Annotated in this window: 14 protein-coding genes and 2 riboswitches; of the genes, 3 read left to right on the top strand and 11 right to left on the bottom strand. The window is 27.6% G+C overall.

The genetic code is table 11. The annotated features are described in order from the left end of the window. Positions 1-84: 84 nt before the first annotated feature. Positions 85-264, bottom strand: a riboswitch (cobalamin riboswitch). Positions 265-425: 161 nt separating this feature from the next. Further along, a complete protein-coding gene (locus NON08_RS05335) occupies positions 426-2,135 on the top strand; it encodes an ABC transporter ATP-binding protein (RefSeq protein WP_256690399.1) in 1,710 nt (569 codons plus the stop codon). A 35-nt stretch (positions 2,136-2,170) separates the two neighbouring features. Here the strand turns inward: NON08_RS05335 and NON08_RS05330 are convergent, their stop codons facing one another. From NON08_RS05330 to NON08_RS05315, 4 genes are all read right to left on the bottom strand, one after another. Beyond that, positions 2,171-3,601 (bottom strand): cation:dicarboxylate symporter family transporter, encoded by a 1,431-nt coding sequence (locus tag NON08_RS05330; RefSeq protein WP_256690398.1) that lies wholly within the window; start codon positions 3,599-3,601, stop codon positions 2,171-2,173. 49 nt (positions 3,602-3,650) lie between these two features. Continuing rightward, positions 3,651-4,994, bottom strand: a complete 1,344-nt coding sequence (locus tag NON08_RS05325; protein ID WP_256690397.1) for a CoA-disulfide reductase — start codon at positions 4,992-4,994, stop codon at positions 3,651-3,653. A gap of 29 nt (positions 4,995-5,023) precedes the next feature. Next, complete coding sequence (locus NON08_RS05320) at positions 5,024-6,304, bottom strand: serine dehydratase subunit alpha family protein (protein ID WP_256690396.1); 1,281 nt, start codon at positions 6,302-6,304, stop codon at positions 5,024-5,026. Between the two features lie 233 nt (positions 6,305-6,537). After that, entirely contained in the window at positions 6,538-8,295 is a 1,758-nt protein-coding gene (locus NON08_RS05315) for a sigma-54 interaction domain-containing protein (RefSeq protein WP_256690395.1), read from the bottom strand. Positions 8,296-8,448: 153 nt separating this feature from the next. On the opposite strand from NON08_RS05315, the gene NON08_RS05310 reads away from it, so the two are divergent. After that, on the top strand, positions 8,449-8,820 hold the full coding sequence (locus tag NON08_RS05310; protein WP_256690394.1) for a NifB/NifX family molybdenum-iron cluster-binding protein: 372 nt from the start codon (positions 8,449-8,451) through the stop codon (positions 8,818-8,820). A 2-nt stretch (positions 8,821-8,822) separates the two neighbouring features. Further along, a complete protein-coding gene (locus NON08_RS05305; RefSeq protein ID WP_256690393.1) occupies positions 8,823-9,266 on the top strand; it encodes a DUF134 domain-containing protein in 444 nt (147 codons plus the stop codon). 29 nt (positions 9,267-9,295) lie between these two features. Here NON08_RS05305 and NON08_RS05300 read toward each other — a convergent pair whose 3' ends face one another. The 7 genes from NON08_RS05300 to NON08_RS05270 all read right to left on the bottom strand — a co-directional run bounded on the left by NON08_RS05300 (position 9,296) and on the right by NON08_RS05270 (position 17,266). After that, positions 9,296-10,066, bottom strand: a complete 771-nt coding sequence (locus NON08_RS05300) for a MetQ/NlpA family ABC transporter substrate-binding protein (RefSeq protein WP_256690392.1) — start codon at positions 10,064-10,066, stop codon at positions 9,296-9,298. Positions 10,067-10,068: 2 nt separating this feature from the next. Next, positions 10,069-10,719 (bottom strand): methionine ABC transporter permease, encoded by a 651-nt coding sequence (locus NON08_RS05295; RefSeq protein ID WP_256690391.1) that lies wholly within the window; start codon positions 10,717-10,719, stop codon positions 10,069-10,071. After that, positions 10,709-11,716, bottom strand: a complete 1,008-nt coding sequence (locus NON08_RS05290; RefSeq protein ID WP_256690390.1) for a methionine ABC transporter ATP-binding protein — start codon at positions 11,714-11,716, stop codon at positions 10,709-10,711. Before NON08_RS05290 ends, NON08_RS05295 begins: the two co-directional genes overlap by 11 nt. A 76-nt stretch (positions 11,717-11,792) precedes the next feature. Beyond that, positions 11,793-11,880, bottom strand: a riboswitch (SAM riboswitch). Between the two features lie 70 nt (positions 11,881-11,950). After that, entirely contained in the window at positions 11,951-13,000 is a 1,050-nt protein-coding gene (locus tag NON08_RS05285; protein WP_256690389.1) for an alanine racemase, read from the bottom strand. An 82-nt stretch (positions 13,001-13,082) separates the two neighbouring features. After that, positions 13,083-14,825 carry a phosphoenolpyruvate--protein phosphotransferase gene (gene ptsP / locus NON08_RS05280; RefSeq protein WP_256690388.1) on the bottom strand — a complete coding sequence of 581 codons (1,743 nt, stop codon included), beginning with the start codon at positions 14,823-14,825 and terminating at the stop codon, positions 13,083-13,085. 91 nt (positions 14,826-14,916) lie between these two features. Beyond that, entirely contained in the window at positions 14,917-15,180 is a 264-nt protein-coding gene (locus NON08_RS05275) for an HPr family phosphocarrier protein (protein WP_023050032.1), read from the bottom strand. Positions 15,181-15,403: 223 nt separating this feature from the next. Further along, positions 15,404-17,266 (bottom strand): replication initiator protein A, encoded by a 1,863-nt coding sequence (locus NON08_RS05270; protein ID WP_256690387.1) that lies wholly within the window; start codon positions 17,264-17,266, stop codon positions 15,404-15,406. Positions 17,267-17,753 lie beyond the last annotated feature (487 nt).

Raw genomic sequence — 17,753 nt, 5'->3', positions numbered from 1 at the left:
AATCAAAAATTTTCACCAATAAAAAAAACCTCCCTTTTGGAAATACTAAAAGAGAAGCGTAATTTTCTTTACCTTCTCTGTCCTCGCAGAATTTTAAATAATGGCAGGTCTCCTGACTTAGATTCACCCTACTAACAGCCCTTCCCAAGGTTAAAATTACCTCAGTGGTATTGCTATTTTCATCCTCTATACAGTGGCGGGACCGTTTGAGATTTACACTCAATTCCCTTTTAATCAAATTGAACCATTACAGTTTATCTAATTAATATTAACACTTTATCGTACAAATTTCAATCAAATTATCTAAAATTTATAACATTATCATCTATTATTTATATTATTTATTATGCTAAGTATTGACTTTTATATAAAAAAAAAGTTACTATTAAAGTTAGAAAGAAATGTATATTAAGGAGAAATTTTTTATGAAAAAGACATCTTTTGGAACTCTTATTTACTATTTAAAAAAGGAAAATAAACTTCTTATTCTCTTTTTAAGTGTTAGGTTAGCTATGACTGCTATTGACGTTTACTCTCCTCTTTTAATTAAAAATTTAATTGATGATGCTCTTCCATCTAAAAATATTAATCTACTGTTAAAATTTTCTGTAGTTTTAATAGTTCTTTATATTTTACGATTAATCTTCGCTGTTAATTCACAAGCCAATGGAAAATTAATGGGAAGTAAGATTAAACAAAGTATGAGAAATGACCTTTTAAGTAAACTTTTAAATCAACCTAGTGAATTTTTTAAGAAAAATCAAAGTGGAGATTTAATATCTAGAGTTATTAATGACTTAGATAGTGTTTCTACTCTTTGTCATAGAGGTTTAGAAGATTTCATTTTCTCTGTTATAACTATTTTAGCCTCTATTTTTATTATGTTTGATTTTGATTTAAAACTTTCATTGATTACCTTATTTCCTTTACCATTAACATTAATATTTGTTTATAGAGAAAATAAAAAAATGAAAGCGGGACATCGAAATGTTCGAAAAAATTCAGGTCTACTTTCTGCTAATCTTCATGATATTTTAAGAACAATTGCTTTTTTAAAAGATAATTATTTAGAAGATTATGCACAGAAAAGATTTTTTGAAAAAAACTCTACTCTTTTAGAAAGTGAAAAGAGAAATATGGTCCCTTCTAGCTTAATTGTTTCTGGAGTTACTTTTTACTCAAATATAACACAACTTATAATTATTTTGGCTGGTGGTTATCTCTATATAAAAGATGGAGTTACAATGGGAGTTATTTTATCTTTCTTACTTTTAGTTGATCGTTTTAGACTTAGAATTATGAGAATGGTTGGTCTTGTTGATATATATCAAAAAGGAATATCTGGAGTTAATAGATTTACAGAAATTATAAATCTTAAAAATAGAGTTGATGGAGAAATTCCATTAAAAGAGCCTATTACTTCTATTGAGTTTAAAAATATTGGTTTTTCTTACGATGAAAAATCTATTTTACAAAATTTTAATTTAAAAGTAAAACAAGGTGAAAAAATAGCTTTAGTTGGAGAAAGTGGAATTGGAAAAAGCACAACTGCTTCTCTTTTAAAAAGAGCGTTAACCCCTACAAGTGGAGAAATTTTAATTAATAATATCCCTTTAAATAGCATAACTTTCAAAAGTTATTTAGAGCGACTTGGAATTGTTGATCAAAGCGATTATATTATAAATGGAAGTCTTATTGATAATATAACTCTTATTAAAGAAAATTGTTTAGACAATGAATTAAATTTTGCAATTGAAAAATCATATGTTTATGAAATTTTTGACAAATTTCCAGAAGGAGAAAATACTATCATTGGTGAAGGAGGAGTTCATGTGAGCTCTGGACAAAGACAAAAAATTGCTATGGCTAGATTATTCTTAAAAAATCCTGATTTGATTCTTTTAGATGAAGCAACTAATGCCTTAGATATTATCAATGAAAAATCTATTTTAAAAAATATAAAAGAGGAATATAGTGATAGAATTGTTATCGCAATAACTCATAGACTTAGTATCCTTGAAGATTTTGATAAAATCTATGTCTTGGGAGATGACAATATTGTTGAATCTGGTTCATTTAAAGAACTTTTAAAATTAGAAGGTAAATTCTATAGGTTATATCATGGAATTAGATAAAGTAAAAGCCACCTTAAAGGTGGCTTTTTTTATTATTACTCAATCTCAGAAGAGTTTGCTTCATTTCCTGCTTCTGCATCTTGATAAACTTCATGATTTAAGTTTCCTAAACTCTTATCAACCATTAATGCGTTTGTAACTGATCCAATTACGTTTAACATTGTTCTTGGCATATCGATAATAGGATCGATTGCTAAGATTGGGTTAATTAGAGGGAACATAGCTGCTAATCCAGTTCCTGATAAAGCAACTGAAGCTGCCATTGTTGCTGTTCCTGGAATTCCTGCAATTCCTAATGAACTAATTGCCACAACAATTATAGACATTACTATTAATGTTGCATCAATTGGATGTCCACTCATATTTGTAACAAATACAATTGTTAATGCTGGGAATATTCCTGCACAACCTTGCATTCCTGCTGTTGTACCAAAACTTGCAACAAAACTTGCTGTTGATTCACTAACACCTAGTTTATTAGTTAATGTTGAAATTGTTACTGGTAAACATCCAACACTTGATCTAGATGTAAATGCTAAAATCATTAAAGAGATACTTTTCTTTACATATGTAAATGGATTTAATCCAAAGAATGATACTGCTATCATCTGTATTACAAACATAACTGCTGTTGCTAAGTATAAAACTGCTATGAATTTTCCTACTTCTGCTATTGCTCCAATACCTTTTTGTGCAATTGTGTTTGCTAATAATGGTACTACTGCTAAAGGCATCCATCTAATAATACTCATTGCCATTGATACTATAATCTTTTGAGAAGCATTTATTAAATCAAAGAATGGCTTTACAGTATCCATATATTTCTTTGACATTCTCTTTGCTGCTACTCCAACAACTGCTGAGAATATAACTAATCCAACGATGTTTAACTTAACCATTGCTTCTACTGGATTCGAAGGAATAAGAGCTTTTAATGTATCAACAATGTTGCTAACCTCTCTGATTTTTCTTCCACCCTCTGTTGCTACAGCTTGTGCTGCATCAGTTGAAACTTTTCCAACTTCAAATAGATTTCCTAAAAGTAATCCTACACCTACAGAAATTGCAACCATTACTAAAGTAATGATTAAACTTCTCTTTACTAAATCTCCTAAATTCGCATCCTCTTTCATGTTTATAATAACATGTATAATAGATACCATAACTAATGGAATAACTAACATTCTAATTAAAGAGATAAATCCTCCACCAAGTAAGCTGTACCATAGTGTTGTCTCTTTTACAAATGTTAAGTTCATTGGATCCTCTGGGAATCCAGCTACAAATTGAATTGCTAATCCTAAAATTAAACCAACCACTGTTGCAACCATAACTTTTGCTGAAAAGTTAAATTTTTTCTTTGGTAACATATTTATTAGAAATAAAATTACTAATAAAGCTACTAAGAATCCAACAGTTTTCAAATCACTAATCATTAAAAATTGTTCAAAAAATACATTGTTCATTGTTTTTTTTTCTCCCGTTTCTATATTTTAATTTTTATTGAAGCCAATATTATTTTGCTACATTTCCAGCTACATTCATTACATCCCATGTTCTTGCAAATGGTGGTGCGTAACAGAAATCCATCATTCCAATCTCATCTACTGTTAACTTAGCATAAATCGCTGTTGCTAAAGAGTCTACTCTTAAAACTGCACCTTTTTTACCTGCAATTTGTCCTCCTAAAAGAACTCTTGTATCTGCATCATATATAAGTTTTACAAATATATCCTCTCTACCTGGATAGTAGTTAGTTTGATTCTTATCTTTTATAAATACAGTTTTATAGTTTATTCCCATTTTTATTGCTTCAGATTCTGTTATTCCAGTTCTTCCAGCCTCTACATCCATAACTTTTACTGCTGCTGATCCTAAAGTTCCTTGGAACTCAGTTTCTATTCCAGCTAAGTTTTCTCCAACTATTCTACCAATTTTATTAGCAGTTGTTGCAAGAGGAATATACACATTTTCTTTTCTTACTAAATGAGGAACTGTTGCACAATCTCCTGCTGAGTAGATTGAATCAATACTTGTTCTTCCATGGTTATCTATTACTAAAGCTCCATTTCCTAACATTTCAATTCCTGTTTCTTTTAAGAAAGCTGTATTCGGTCTTACTCCTGTTGATACAACAACTATATCAGCTGGGTATTCACCTTTGTTAGTTTTTACTTTTACAACTTTTCCATTTTCCTCTACAATCTCTTGTACAATCTCTTCTAAGTGCAGTTCTACACCTTCGTGAGTTCTTATTTCCTCTTCCATAACATCAGTTATCTCTTTATCAAAACTTTCTAAAAGAACTCTATCACCTAATTGAATTATTCTAACACTTCTTTTTCCTAAATGTTTAGCTGCCTCTGCTACTTCAAGTCCAATATATCCAGCTCCAACTATAATTATATCTTGATTTTCATCTTTTAGCATCTCTTCTTTTAAGATAATTCCATCTGTATAATCTTTTAAAGTATAAACACCTTTAGTAGATAAGTTTTTAATTGGTGGCATTATTGCATGAGCTCCAGTAGCTACCATTAATTTATCATAGTTATCATTAAAGATATCTCCTGTTTCTAAATTTTTAACAGTTATCTCTTTTTTCTCAATATCAATAGCTATAACTTCATGTTTAATTTTAATATTCATTCCTGCTTCAATAAATTTCTCTACAGGTCTTGCAATCATATTATTTGGACTTTCAAAAAAGTTTCCAACATAATATGGAAGTCCACATGCTCCCCATGAAACAACTTCAGTTTTTTCATAGATTACTAATTCAGCTTCCTTATTTAATCTACTTGCTTTTGCTGCTGCTGACATTCCAGCGGCAACTCCACCGATAATTATTATTTTCATTTCTCCTCCTAAAAATCTATCTTAATAAACTAGTTATTTAACATTATTTCTAAAACAACTTCATCAGTTTTTCTTAATCCCTCTTGAGCTAAAACTTTTACATTTGCTAATGTTGCTTCTACATCTTTTCCAACAATACCTTCTCCATACTCAAAATTTCTTTTCTTTTTTGATAAGAAGTATGAATCAAAAGCCATTCCTACTGAGCTAGCTATTTTTGTAGCACATGAGCTTTTAGCACCATCACATAGCATTCCTGATAATGTTGCTAATGTTGTTTCTATTGCTGAATCTATTCTGTCTAAAGGCATTCCATCTAAAAATGCCAATGCTCCTGCAACTCCTCCACCAGCACAAACAACTCCACAATAAGCTGATAATCTTCCTACGTTTGATTTTATATGAATTGTTGTTAAATGAGAGAAAAATAATCCTCTTAATAGTTGTTCATGACTTAATCCTTTTTCCTCACAATATTTTATAACAGGTAATGAAGCTGACATTCCTTGATTTCCACTACCACTAGTAGTCATTACAGGCATAGAACAACCATTCATTCTAGCGTCGCTTCCAGCACTTGTAAAACTTACCATTTTATTTTTTAAATCTTTTCCATAAATCCCTTCCTGCATACCTTCATATAAACTTTTACCCATTCCTATTCCATAATCATTTTTTAATCCTTCATTTGCTATAGCTGAATTATAAGCTATAACTTTTTCAAAAATTGGAGCAATCAGAGATAAATCAATTGTTTTAGCTAAATCATGAATTAACTCTACAGTTAAAAAACTCTTATCTGTCATTGTATCTCCTGTTACAACTTCATCACATGATAATCCCTTTATCACTTCACCATTTTTTTCTATTTTTACAATATTTGTATGATAATCTTTAATCTCTATTGTTACAGTATCTTTTCCTAAAATTCCTGTAGCTCTCATATGAAGTTTTACATCTCCTTCTATTTTTGTAGCTACAACTTTTTTATTATCTAAATACTCTTGAACTTCATTTAATCTTGTTTTATCAACATCAGATATAACCATTAACTCTTTTCTAGAGTCTCCTAAAATTGTTCCTAAAGCAACCGCTGCCTCTATTCCTACCATTCCATTAGAATTTGGTATTTTTACACTTTTAACATTTTTTATTAAATTTCCTGACAAAGCAATATCTATTTTTTCAGGTACTCCACCTAATATTGTCGTTAATTTACTTCCTATATATGCTAAAGCTATTGGCTCTGTACACCCTTCTGCTGGAACTATCTCTTCATTTAAAATACTTAAAATCTTATCTACCATCATTTTTAATGCCTCCTTAAAATACTTCTTTAAATTTTACAATATACAAGTATATAATAAGCAATTTTCATTCCAATAGATATTATTTTTATAAAATTGTATTTTTTTTAATTTTTTTGTTTTATTTTCTATATTTATTTAATATTATTTAACAAAATTTGATATAATTTAATTTTACTTTTTTTCATTTTGAAAAATTTTTCATTTTGAAAAAAACTTTTTTTCATTTTGAAAATTTATAGCTTGTATTTTTGAATTTTCCTATATAATGTTGTTAAACCTATACCCATTTTATTAGCAATATTTTTCTTTGCTTCAGTATCTTTACCAAATAATTCCAATGCTTTTTTTATATATCGTTTCTCAATTTCATGAAACTCTTCTATTTCTAAGTTATCCTCAAATTTTTCATCACTTTTTTTGAAAGCATTACTTATAGATTTATTTTCTAATAATTTATCTGGTATAGTTGATAAACTAAGAATATCACTATTATCTGAAAGATTAAACATAAATTCTACAACATTTTCTAGTTCTCTTATATTTCCAGGCCACGAATATTTCAAAAATAATTTTTCTACTTCTATATCAATAAAACTAATATACTTTTCTGTTATCTTATTATATTTTTTAATTAAGTTTCTAGTTATTGGTAAAATATCCTCTTTTCTATCCCTTAAAGGTGCTATTTCAAAAGGAATTACTTTTAATCTATAATATAAATCTTCTCTAAATTCTTTTTCTGCTATTTTTTTCTCTAAATCTACATTTGTTGCTGCAATAATTCTAATATCTAATTCTATATTTCTATTTGAACCGACTCTTGTTACTTTCCGTTCTTGAAGAACTCTTAATATTTTTGCCTGTAAGTATAATGGCATATCTCCAATTTCATCTAAAAATATTACTCCTCCATTTGCTAATTCAAATTTTCCCATACGACCATTTTTGTCTGCTCCTGTAAAAGCACCTCTTACATATCCAAAAAGTTCACTTTCTAAAAGAGATTCTGGAATTGCCGCACAATTTATAACAACAAATGGAGCATTTCGCCTTGAACTATGATAATGTAAAGCTCTTGCAACTAACTCTTTTCCTGTTCCGCTTTCTCCTGTTATTAAAACTGTTGATTTTGATGGAGCTACATGTTTTATACGTTCTTTTAATAAATTAGTAAATTGTGATTCTCCAATTATATTTTTTAATGAAACACTATTAGATGTTTCAACTAAGCCTCTTATTCCATCGTTTACCTTAGTCATATCATCAAAAATAAAAATTTTTTCATTTTTTCCAAAAGCTTCAAAAGGTAATATCTTTCCCAAGACATTTAATTCTTTTTCTTCAACTTCTAGTTTATAAACTTCTTCTTCCATTAAAAAATCATTTTGAAAGCTTAAGTTTAGTTTTTTTCCAACTACACTACTATCTAAATCTATTTTTTTTAAAGCAAAATTATTAGCACTTGTTATGATTCCAGCACTATTAAATCTTAAAACACCCTTTTGTATAGTATTTAAAATTGTTGAAAGTATATTTTCTCTCTCTGTTTTTTCTAGATTTTCATTGTATTCAATAAATCTTACACTAATTAATTCAGCCATTTGTTCAACAAAATCTAAATAATTTTTTAAATTTTCTAAAACTCTTTTCTTTTGATTCTCATCAAAAGAAACTAAACTAATTAAACCGATTATTTTGCCTTCATACATTATAGGCGTTGATATTTCAAGAACTTCTAAGCAACATTTTTTTTCTGAACAACCATTACAAATTTCATCCTCTCTAGGATTTAAAATAACTGTTGTCTCTTTAGTTTCTAATGTTTTTTTATTAGCTCTCCCTTTTATTTTTTCACCTATCTTTTGAGGTCCACTTCCCGTTATTCTTATAAGATTTTTATCACAAATACCTACATCCATAGAAAATAGCTTTGATATTGTTTTAGCATATTTTCTCAACTCATCTTTTATTACTAACAAATCGGTTTTCATTGTACTCCCTTTTAATTTATACTATTTTTATATATGTATATTATCAAAAATAATCGTAACAGTCAATTTTAAAAAAATAATTCTTGACTTTTTTTATAAAAAAACTTAATATTAATTATAGCATATGCCAATAACTAAAAAAGAGGTGTTTTTATGAAAATTGCAGTTGTCGCTGAAAATAACAAAATTAGTCAACATTTTGGAAGAGCAAAAGGATTTTTTGTTTACGATGGTAATAACAAAGAATATCATGAAAGTAAGGGTCATGGAGCTATCCCTGAACAATTAAAAGATTTAGATGTTCAATTTGTAGCTTGTGGTGGAATTGGTGAAGGAGCTTTAAATAACTTAAAATCTCTTAATATTAAAGTTTTTTCTGGACTAGAAGGATTTTGTGATGATATAGCTGATGGATTCTTTAAACATATCCTAGTTAATGGAGAAGCAGTGTGTAATAGTCATGATCATCACCATGATCACCATCATGGGCATGGGCATTCTTGTAACTGTAAGTGCGGAAAGTAAAGATGGCAAGACCTACTAAAGTTAGAAGTGTTGAGTTTATTCCAAATGAAACAAAATTTATTCCAGAAGGAAGTAAAAATTGTAACATTCATTTTAATAATATAAAAATAGAAGAATTAGAAGCTGTTAGACTTAAAGATTTAGAAAATCTTTCTCAAGAAGAGTGCGCAGAAAAAATGGGAGTTTCTAGACAAACTTTTCAAAATATTTTAAACTCTGCTAGAGTTAAAATAACTGAAGCTTTAATTATGGGTTACGGAATTCAACTAAAAGGAGGAGATTTTAAAACTCCTCATTGTCAGTTTATATGTAATTCTTGTGGACAAACTTTTATTCCAACGCTAAAAAAAGATTTAGATTTTTGTCCTAATTGCAATTCAGAAGATATATTTTGTACAAAAAAGAAAGTCAAATGTAAAAAAGTTTGTAAATTAGATATAAAATAAAAAAGTGAGTTCAAACTCACTTTTTTTTATTAAAAAGCTGGAACTACTCCACCTTTATAAGTATTTTCTATAAAAACTTTTACCTTTTCACTTTGTAAAGCTTTTACTAATTTCTGAATATCCTCTCTTTTCTCGTCACCCTCTCTTACAGCTACTAAATTAGCATATGGTGATTCTTTTCCTTCAATTATTAAAGCTTCTGTTAAAGGATTAAGCCCTGCTTCAATAGCATAATTTCCATTTACTACTGCTAAATCTACATCATTTAATGCTCTTGGAATCTGAGCAGCATCTAATGACTTAAATTTTAAGTTATTCTTATTTTCAACTATATCAAATTCTGTAGCTAGTAAATCATTTGGATTTTTTAATTTTATAATTCCATTATTATGTAAAAGTATTAATGCTCTTCCTCCATTTGTAGGATCGTTTGGAATAGCTACTATTCCACCCTTTTTTAAGTTTTCTATTTTATTAACTTTTTTAGAATAAACTCCTAAGGGTTCTACATGAACATTACCTGCTGATACTAATTTTAAATTTTTTTCTTTAGAGAAAGTTTCTAAATACGGTTTATGTTGGAAAAAATTTGCATCTAATTCTTTTGAATCCAATAATAAATTTGGAGTTACATAATCTGTTAATTCTACTATTTCTAGCTCTACATTTTCATTTTTCAAGTCCTCTTTTACTAATTGTAAAAGTTGTGCATGTGGCACCGGAGAAGCTCCTACTTTTAATTTTGCCCCAAAACTTATAACTGATCCTAATAAACTTAATACTAAAACTAATTTCTTCATAACTACCTCCCATTTTTTTTCAATCTATTTGATATTAAATTTCCAACTAATTGAACTCCTTGAACTAAAACTATAATTACTAAAACAGAATAAATCATTATATCTAATTTAAATCTATTATAACCAAATCTAATAGCTAGATCACCTAAACCACCACCACCAATGGCTCCAGCCATTGCAGATAATCCGATCAAATTAATAATTAACAGTGTAATCCCTTGAATTAAAGACGACAATGATTCAGGAATCATTACTTTAGTTATTATTGTTAAATTATTAGCTCCTAAACTTTCACTTGCTTCTATAACTCCCTTATCCACTTCTAAAATACAGTTTTCAACTATTCTTGCCACAAAGGGGGCTGCTGATATTGATAAAGGTACTATTGCTGCTGTACTTCCTATTGTTGTCCCTATTATAAATCTAGATAGTGGTAATAATAAAATCATTAAAATTATATACGGAAATGATCTTGTCACGTTTATAATTCCATTCAAAATTCTATTTATTCCTCTATTTTCAAATATATTTCCATCTGATGTAATTGCTGCTAAAATTCCACAAGGAAATCCTATTCCTAATGAAACTACAGCAGATAATAAAACCATATATATTGTCTCTATCGTCGCTTGTACTAGCATATTAAATACCATCGTAAATAACCTCCACTCCTACATCTAAGCTTGGAAACCAAGCTATTGCTTCATTTTGTTTATCCATATCTCCTATTAATTCAACCATTAAATGCCCTACCTGCATAGTTGATAAAAGATCAATTGCACCGCCTAAGACATTTATATCTATATTAAACTTTTTTACAGCTTTAGATAATATGGGATCTCCTGCTACTGAGCCTAAAAACATTAATTTTATAACTTTATTTCCAGATTTTTTTATGTAATCAATCTCCTCTTTTTCTTGAGGTGGAACATATGATATTAATTCTTTTGTAATCTCTGTTTTTGGACTTAAGAATATTTCATATGTTTTTCCAGTTTCTACAACTTCACCGTTTGACATAACAGCTACTCTGTCACAAATTTCTCTAATAACTTCCATTTGATGAGTTATTAAGACAACTGTTAATCCCATTTTTTTTTGAATATCTTTAATTAATTTTAATATAGACTTTGTAGTTTTTGGATCTAAAGCGGATGTTGCTTCATCTGATAAGAGAACATCTGGATTATTAGCTAAGGCTCTAGCTATTGCGACTCTTTGTTTTTGTCCTCCAGAGAGTTGAGTCGGATAAAATTCCTCTTTATCTTCAAGTTCTACTAACTTTAAAAGTTCTTTAACTCTTACATCAATTTCTACTTTTGACCAACCATCAATTTCTAAAGGAAATGCTATATTTTCTTTAACTGTCCTAGATTTTAATAAATTAAAATGTTGAAATATCATTCCAATTTTTTTTCTTTTATTTAATAGTTCTTTTTTTGAAAGTTTTGATAAATCTACTCCTTCAATCTCTATTTTTCCTGTTGTCAATGGCTCTAACCCATTAAATAATCTTATTAAAGAGGATTTTCCAGCTCCACTTAATCCAATAATTCCAAATATTTCACTTTTCTCAATCTTTAAAGAAACATCTTTTACAGCATGAAACTCATTATTATAAATTTTATTCACTTTTTCTAAAGTAATCATTTTATCCTCCCGTATAAAAAAAACTCCCATCTTAATCTTTAATTAAGATGAGAGTAAGTAAACAAGACTTCTACTTCTCCCATCTATCTGGAGTTAGCACCACACCTTAATGGTAGGTTGCTGAAACGTCATCGGGCCAGTCCCTCAGTCTCTCTTGATGGTTTGATGTATAATATCTTATTTGAAAAAAAATGTCAATATTTTTTTAAAATAAAATTTTATTTTTGTTTATAGTCATATAAGCTCCCTTTTTATTCTATCATTTATACAAGATAAAAATTCATAATGAGGGACTTTTAAATGTTTTATACTTTCTTCTAAATCATGAAATATCTCTACAAAATCCTCCTCTTTTACTGAATCATCCACTAAAATAAATGAACTATCCATGCTAATATGAACTATTTTAAACTTTTTATTATTGATTATAGACATAATACCTTCGCTTCTTTTTGAAAATCCATCTCCATATCCTAAACGAATCTTTGCAATTTTTTTATATTTTCCTATCTCTATATTCTCTTTTTTTTCATATCCAATATATTTTAAATCTTTTAAACTTTTTACTCCTAAAATTTTTCCTGTTAATTTAAAAGCTCTTTTTATACAAGGATCATAGTAACCTATTTCTTGAAGTCCAAAAAGAATTGTTCCACATCTTATATGAGTACAATTTTTACCTTCTATGGATATCACTCCTGCACTATTTTGTATATGAATGATTTCAAATCTTTCTTTTCCTAACTCCATTAACATTTGAGAAAAACGTTCTTCTATTAAAATCATATCATCATAATCTGCTGCAAATACATGTGTACAAAATCCTTTAAATTTTAAATTTTTTTCTATAACCAATTTTTTTAAACTATCAAAGTCTTCTTCTATAACCCCATTTCTTCCAAATCCAAAATCTAATTTCAAATGTAGTTGTTTTGTTGAAATCCCATTTTTTAAAAGTTCTTTTAATTCTTTTAAACTATTAACAACCATTTGAACATTTTTATTATTTTTTATAAATTCTAACTCATCAATAGTTTCTAAAATAATTATATTTATATCAGCTATTTTTAACTTTAAAATTTTTTCAGCTTCACACTCTCTTGCCACGGCAAAATACCTACACCCAGCATCAGCTAAAAAGTTAACTACATTTTCTATTCCATGACCATAAGCATTAGCTTTTACAACAGCTATTATATCTTTATTTCTAAGTTCTTTTAGATAGTGATAGTTATGTAGAATATTCTCTTTAAAAACTTTTACTTTAAAATCTTTTAACCCCATAACCACTCTCCCTATTATTTTTTTATAATAGTATACCCTAAAAATAAAAAAAGGTGAAACTTTGTTTCACCTTTTAAAGGATTTATCCTAATACTTCTTCATTATATTTATCTATTTCTGCTAATACATCCTCTGTTGTACTCATTGACATTACTCTTTCAACTAAAGCTTCTGCTGAAACTTTGTCTATAGCCATTACATTTTTCTTTACTCTTGCAACTGAAATAGCTGACATTGAGAATGCATCTAATCCCATTCCAAATAATAAAGCTGTTGCTCTAGCTTCTCCTGCAAACTCTCCGCACATTGATATAGAAATTCCACCTTCATGAGCTCCATCTATTGCTGCTTTAATTGCTGCTAAAACCCCAGGGTTGTATGTATCATATAAATGAGATATTCTCTCATTTCCTCTATCTACTGCTAACGTATACTGAGTTAAGTCATTTGTTCCTATTGAGAAGAAGTCAACTTCTTGTGCAAACCACTTAGCTCTAAATGCTGTAGCTGGAGTTTCAATCATAATTCCTAATTGAATATCTTCATCAAACTTTATTCCTTCAGCTCTTAATTCAGCTTTACACTCTTCTAATAGAGCTTTTGATTTTCTACACTCTTCTATTGAAATTACCATAGGTAACATTATTTTAATATATCCAAATGCTGATGCTCTTAAAAGCGCTCTAAACTGTGTTTTTAAGATTTCAGGTCTATCTAGGCATATTCTTAGAGCTCTCCATCCTAAGAACGGATTTTCCTCATGTGGTAGCTCCATATAAGGTAATGATTTGTCTCCACCTATATCCATTGTTCTTATTGTTACTGGATAAGATTTTCCATTTTCATCTTTCATTGACTCAGCAACAATTTTATATGCTTCAAATTGCTCATCTTCTGTTGGAAATCTATCATTTGCCATAAATAAAAATTCTGTTCTATAAAGTCCTATTCCATTAGCTCCATTTCTTAAAACTCCTGCAACATCTTTTGGTGATCCAATATTTGCCCAAGCTCCAACTGTTTTTCCATCTTTTGATGTAGCTGTTTTATCCTTTAACTGTTTTAATAACTCTTTTTCTTCTAAATATTTCTCTCTTTTTTTAGAATATTTTTCAATATCTTCTTCAGTTGGATTAATTATAACATCTCCAGACAATGCATCTACTACAATTGGTGCATCATTTGTTACTAACTCAGTTATATTTCCTGTTCCTACTACTGCTGGAATTTCTAAAGATCTAGCCATTATAGATGAATGAGCTGTTTTTCCTCCAATATCAGTTATAAATGCTACAACATTTTTTAAATCTAATTGAGCTGTATCAGATGGAGTTAAATCTCTTGCTACAACAACTGAATTTGCTGGAAGCGAAGAAAGATCCACAATATCAATTCCTACAATGTTATATAACCATCTTTTTGCTATATCTCTTAAGTCTGCTGCTCTTTCTCTTAAATACTCATCCTCTAAATTTGCTAACATATCACAATATCCGCTGATACCTTGCTCTAAAGCATTTTCTGCTGTTATTTTTTCATCTTCAATTAGTTCGATAACTTCATCAAATAAATCCTCATCCTCTAATAATGTTATATGTCCATCAAATATCGCAGCTTTATCTTCACCTAATTGTCTTGCTGTTTTTTCTCTTATTTTTAATAGCTGCTCTTTTGTTTTGTCTCTACCTTCGATTAATTTTTCTTTTTGAATCTCAACATTTGAGCATTCTCCTTTATCTATAAAAAGTTCTTCTTCTTTATATAAAAATACCTTTCCTACTGCTACCCCTGGAGATGCATCTATACCTTTTACAAATTTTCTCATATCTTATCTCTCCCAAAATTTAATTTTTTTGACAAAAAAAAGGACAGAGTCACCCCCATCCTTCTCACACTTTAAACTATCGTCCTATTCATTAGTCCTTTAGATTTTCAAGTAGGTGAGCTAACTTCTCAACTGCTTCGTTCTCATCTTCTCCTGCAGCATGAACTGTTATTTTTGCACCTTTTTTAATTCCTAAAGAAAGTAATTTTAATAAAGATGTTCCCTTTACTTTTTTTCCTTCTTCATTTTCTAATTCAATTTGAGATGTAAATGTTTTTGCTAAACTTACAAATTCGTTACCAGGTCTTGTATGTAGTCCTGTTTCGTTTTTAATTTCAACTGTTTTACTTACCATAATCCTACTCACCTTTCTACATTTATTGTTTATTATTATAAAAACATAAAATTTAAATCTATTATTCTAATATAGAATACTGAATTTTCAAAATTTTGTCAATTTTTATTTTGAATTGTTTTTTTGCCAAAAAATGTTCATTTTTAAGTCTTTAATTGTGTATTTTATGATATTTTAACTATTTTATACACTCTGATTTAACATATTAAACATTTTGTTAAATCTACTCATTTATAACTCTCTCAATATATTTCTTTATTGTATTAAAATAGATTTTTTTTGATTTCCTTTTCATAGTAAGTAAAAAATTCACATCAATATTCTCTTCTAAAGAGCAAAGTTTAATAGCCTGTTCTTCTATTTTTAATTTTTCATACTCATCATATTCATCAAAAACCTTTAAAATATCTACAGATATATCAGTTTCATCAATTAATTCTTTTAAGCTATTTATCACTGGTTTTTTTACTGTCCTTCTAGCTTGATTAATCTTCTTTTTACTAATTAATCCCTTTTCCTTAACAATATTATTAAAAAGAGTTAAGTTTTGTTTTGATACATCGCTCTCTTGACTTAAGAGGTTTTTTAGAACACCATTTATATACTGAACTAAAGTTGTTTTTATGTTTGAATTCAAATTTTTATATATAATTTTTAAAACCTCAATTAATATAATTTCTCCTTCTTCTATAAAAATCTTCTTAATTTTAGTATCTGTTCTTTTATCCCAAGATCTTGAAACATATATATTTTTCTTTGCTTTTTGTATATTTTTTATAACTTCTTCTGGATATATAAACTCACTATTCTTTTCTATTTTTTTTACTATTTCTTTTTTTTCTACTAATTTTTTTTCTATTTTTAGAATTTCTTTTTCTATTTTTTCTTTTTTAGGTTTTTCTTCTACAGCTTCTATTATTTCAGCTTCTTCTATATCTTCACTATTAAAATTAGGTCTTTCTATATATCTTTCTTTTTCTTTAGAATATGTTATTTCTTTTGGCCTATTTGATTTATTTGTTTCTATAAATGATGAAACATGACATTCTCCATCTTTTTCACTATTAAATTTATATATTATATAATATGTATCTTCCTCTTTATCTTGATATGAATCATAATATTCTACATATCCTAATTCAACTAAAATATCATAAGCTTTTTCTACTCTTTTTAAAACTTGTTTCATTCTACAAAGAACATATGTTTTTGTATCTCCATTTTTATTAACTCTTTCTGTTGTTTGTTCAGTTTTTAATGGAATAATTGCTGCTATTGTTCTTAAATTTATTCTATCCTCTTGTTTTTCATATCTAATCTTACTAATATATTTATAAATTCTTCCAGCTATCGGATCTTTTGCTAAAATTTCCATTAACGCTTTTGAATTATATTTTATGTATCTTTTATCACTAATTTTTTTTCTAATATTTTTATTCAAAGTTACTCTATAATAAATTTTTTTTCCTTTTTTTAATTTTTGATAAGTTAAAAGTTTAAACTCTTCATCTTCAAATTTATATTTTCCTAATTTTGTATGATTTGAAACAATGAATTGATATTCTGTATTTTTTAAATTTTTCAATGCTTGCTCAACTTTTGTATAATAAGTTCTATTCATTTTATTACCTAAAAAATTTACTATAAAATCCGAAATTTCAAATTCTATATATTCATCTTCATCTTCCAAATCTTTTTTAGCCTCATATGTTGAAATTAAATACGTATAAATTTTTTCTTCAAATATTGAGGGTTGAAAAACCTTATCTTTTGAATCTTTCGCAACTAATGTACAGTACATTGTTACCCCTAAATCTTCAAAAGAATATTGAAAATTAACTCTTTTATTTTGCTTTTGTGGAGTAAAAAATGGAAAAACAATCATTTCTACCGGTATATTTATAACATTATCTTTTAAATTTAAAAAATTTCCAGTTTCTTTTATTATAACTTCTCTAACTTCTATATCTGGTAGTTGATTAAGCCTTATATCTATTTTTGTTATATCTGTTAAAAGAGAACCTGTAGAAGTTATATTAAAATTTTCTACAATATCTTCTTTCTCTTTTTTCACCTTTTTTTCCATAAAAACCTCTCTATAATTTTATAATACCAAATATGTATATATACAATAATAAATATATTTAGCGTAATATAATATACCATTTTTTCTGTATATTAACAATAATATTTTTTGTTTTTTTCCACCCCTTATAATCATTAAGGTCTTTTATTTTTTTTATTAAAAAACTATTGAAAAATAAAGGTTTTTAAAATGTATATTATCAATAATATTTTTATTTTATTATAAACATTTGATTTATATAGCTTTTTAAATTTTACTTAATTATAAAATCCTTAAGAATCAAGGTTTTATAAAATGTATATTATCAATAATATTTTTAATTGTTTATAAACCCTTTATTTTATTGATATTTCTTCATTCATCTTTTTAAGAAACATAATAAAATCAAGACTTTTTATAAATGTATATACACAATAATATTTTTAATTGTTTATAAACCCTTTATTTTATTGATATTTCTTCATTCGTCTTTTTAAGAAACATAATA

Source organism: Cetobacterium sp. NK01 (assembly GCF_024506395.1).
Classification (GTDB): domain Bacteria; phylum Fusobacteriota; class Fusobacteriia; order Fusobacteriales; family Fusobacteriaceae; genus Cetobacterium_A; species Cetobacterium_A somerae_A.
This window is presented reverse-complemented; position numbering and strand designations above follow the sequence as displayed.

Excerpts from the sequence above, each read along its gene's own strand:
- NON08_RS05270 (WP_256690387.1), bottom strand. The coding sequence starts at position 17,266 with ATGGAAAAAAAGGTGAAAAAAGAGAAAGAAGATATTGTAGAAAATTTT.
- NON08_RS05315 (WP_256690395.1), bottom strand. The coding sequence starts at position 8,295 with ATGAAAACCGATTTGTTAGTAATAAAAGATGAGTTGAGAAAATATGCT.
- NON08_RS05295 (WP_256690391.1), bottom strand. The coding sequence starts at position 10,719 with ATGGTATTTAATATGCTAGTACAAGCGACGATAGAGACAATATATATG.
- NON08_RS05330 (WP_256690398.1), bottom strand. The coding sequence starts at position 3,601 with ATGAACAATGTATTTTTTGAACAATTTTTAATGATTAGTGATTTGAAA.
- NON08_RS05325 (WP_256690397.1), bottom strand. The coding sequence starts at position 4,994 with ATGAAAATAATAATTATCGGTGGAGTTGCCGCTGGAATGTCAGCAGCA.
- NON08_RS05310 (WP_256690394.1), top strand. The coding sequence starts at position 8,449 with ATGAAAATTGCAGTTGTCGCTGAAAATAACAAAATTAGTCAACATTTT.
- NON08_RS05305 (WP_256690393.1), top strand. The coding sequence starts at position 8,823 with ATGGCAAGACCTACTAAAGTTAGAAGTGTTGAGTTTATTCCAAATGAA.
- NON08_RS05320 (WP_256690396.1), bottom strand. The coding sequence starts at position 6,304 with ATGATGGTAGATAAGATTTTAAGTATTTTAAATGAAGAGATAGTTCCA.
- NON08_RS05335 (WP_256690399.1), top strand. The coding sequence starts at position 426 with ATGAAAAAGACATCTTTTGGAACTCTTATTTACTATTTAAAAAAGGAA.
- NON08_RS05300 (WP_256690392.1), bottom strand. The coding sequence starts at position 10,066 with ATGAAGAAATTAGTTTTAGTATTAAGTTTATTAGGATCAGTTATAAGT.
- NON08_RS05275 (WP_023050032.1), bottom strand. The coding sequence starts at position 15,180 with ATGGTAAGTAAAACAGTTGAAATTAAAAACGAAACAGGACTACATACA.
- NON08_RS05290 (WP_256690390.1), bottom strand. The coding sequence starts at position 11,716 with ATGATTACTTTAGAAAAAGTGAATAAAATTTATAATAATGAGTTTCAT.
- NON08_RS05285 (WP_256690389.1), bottom strand. The coding sequence starts at position 13,000 with ATGGGGTTAAAAGATTTTAAAGTAAAAGTTTTTAAAGAGAATATTCTA.
- ptsP (WP_256690388.1), bottom strand. The coding sequence starts at position 14,825 with ATGAGAAAATTTGTAAAAGGTATAGATGCATCTCCAGGGGTAGCAGTA.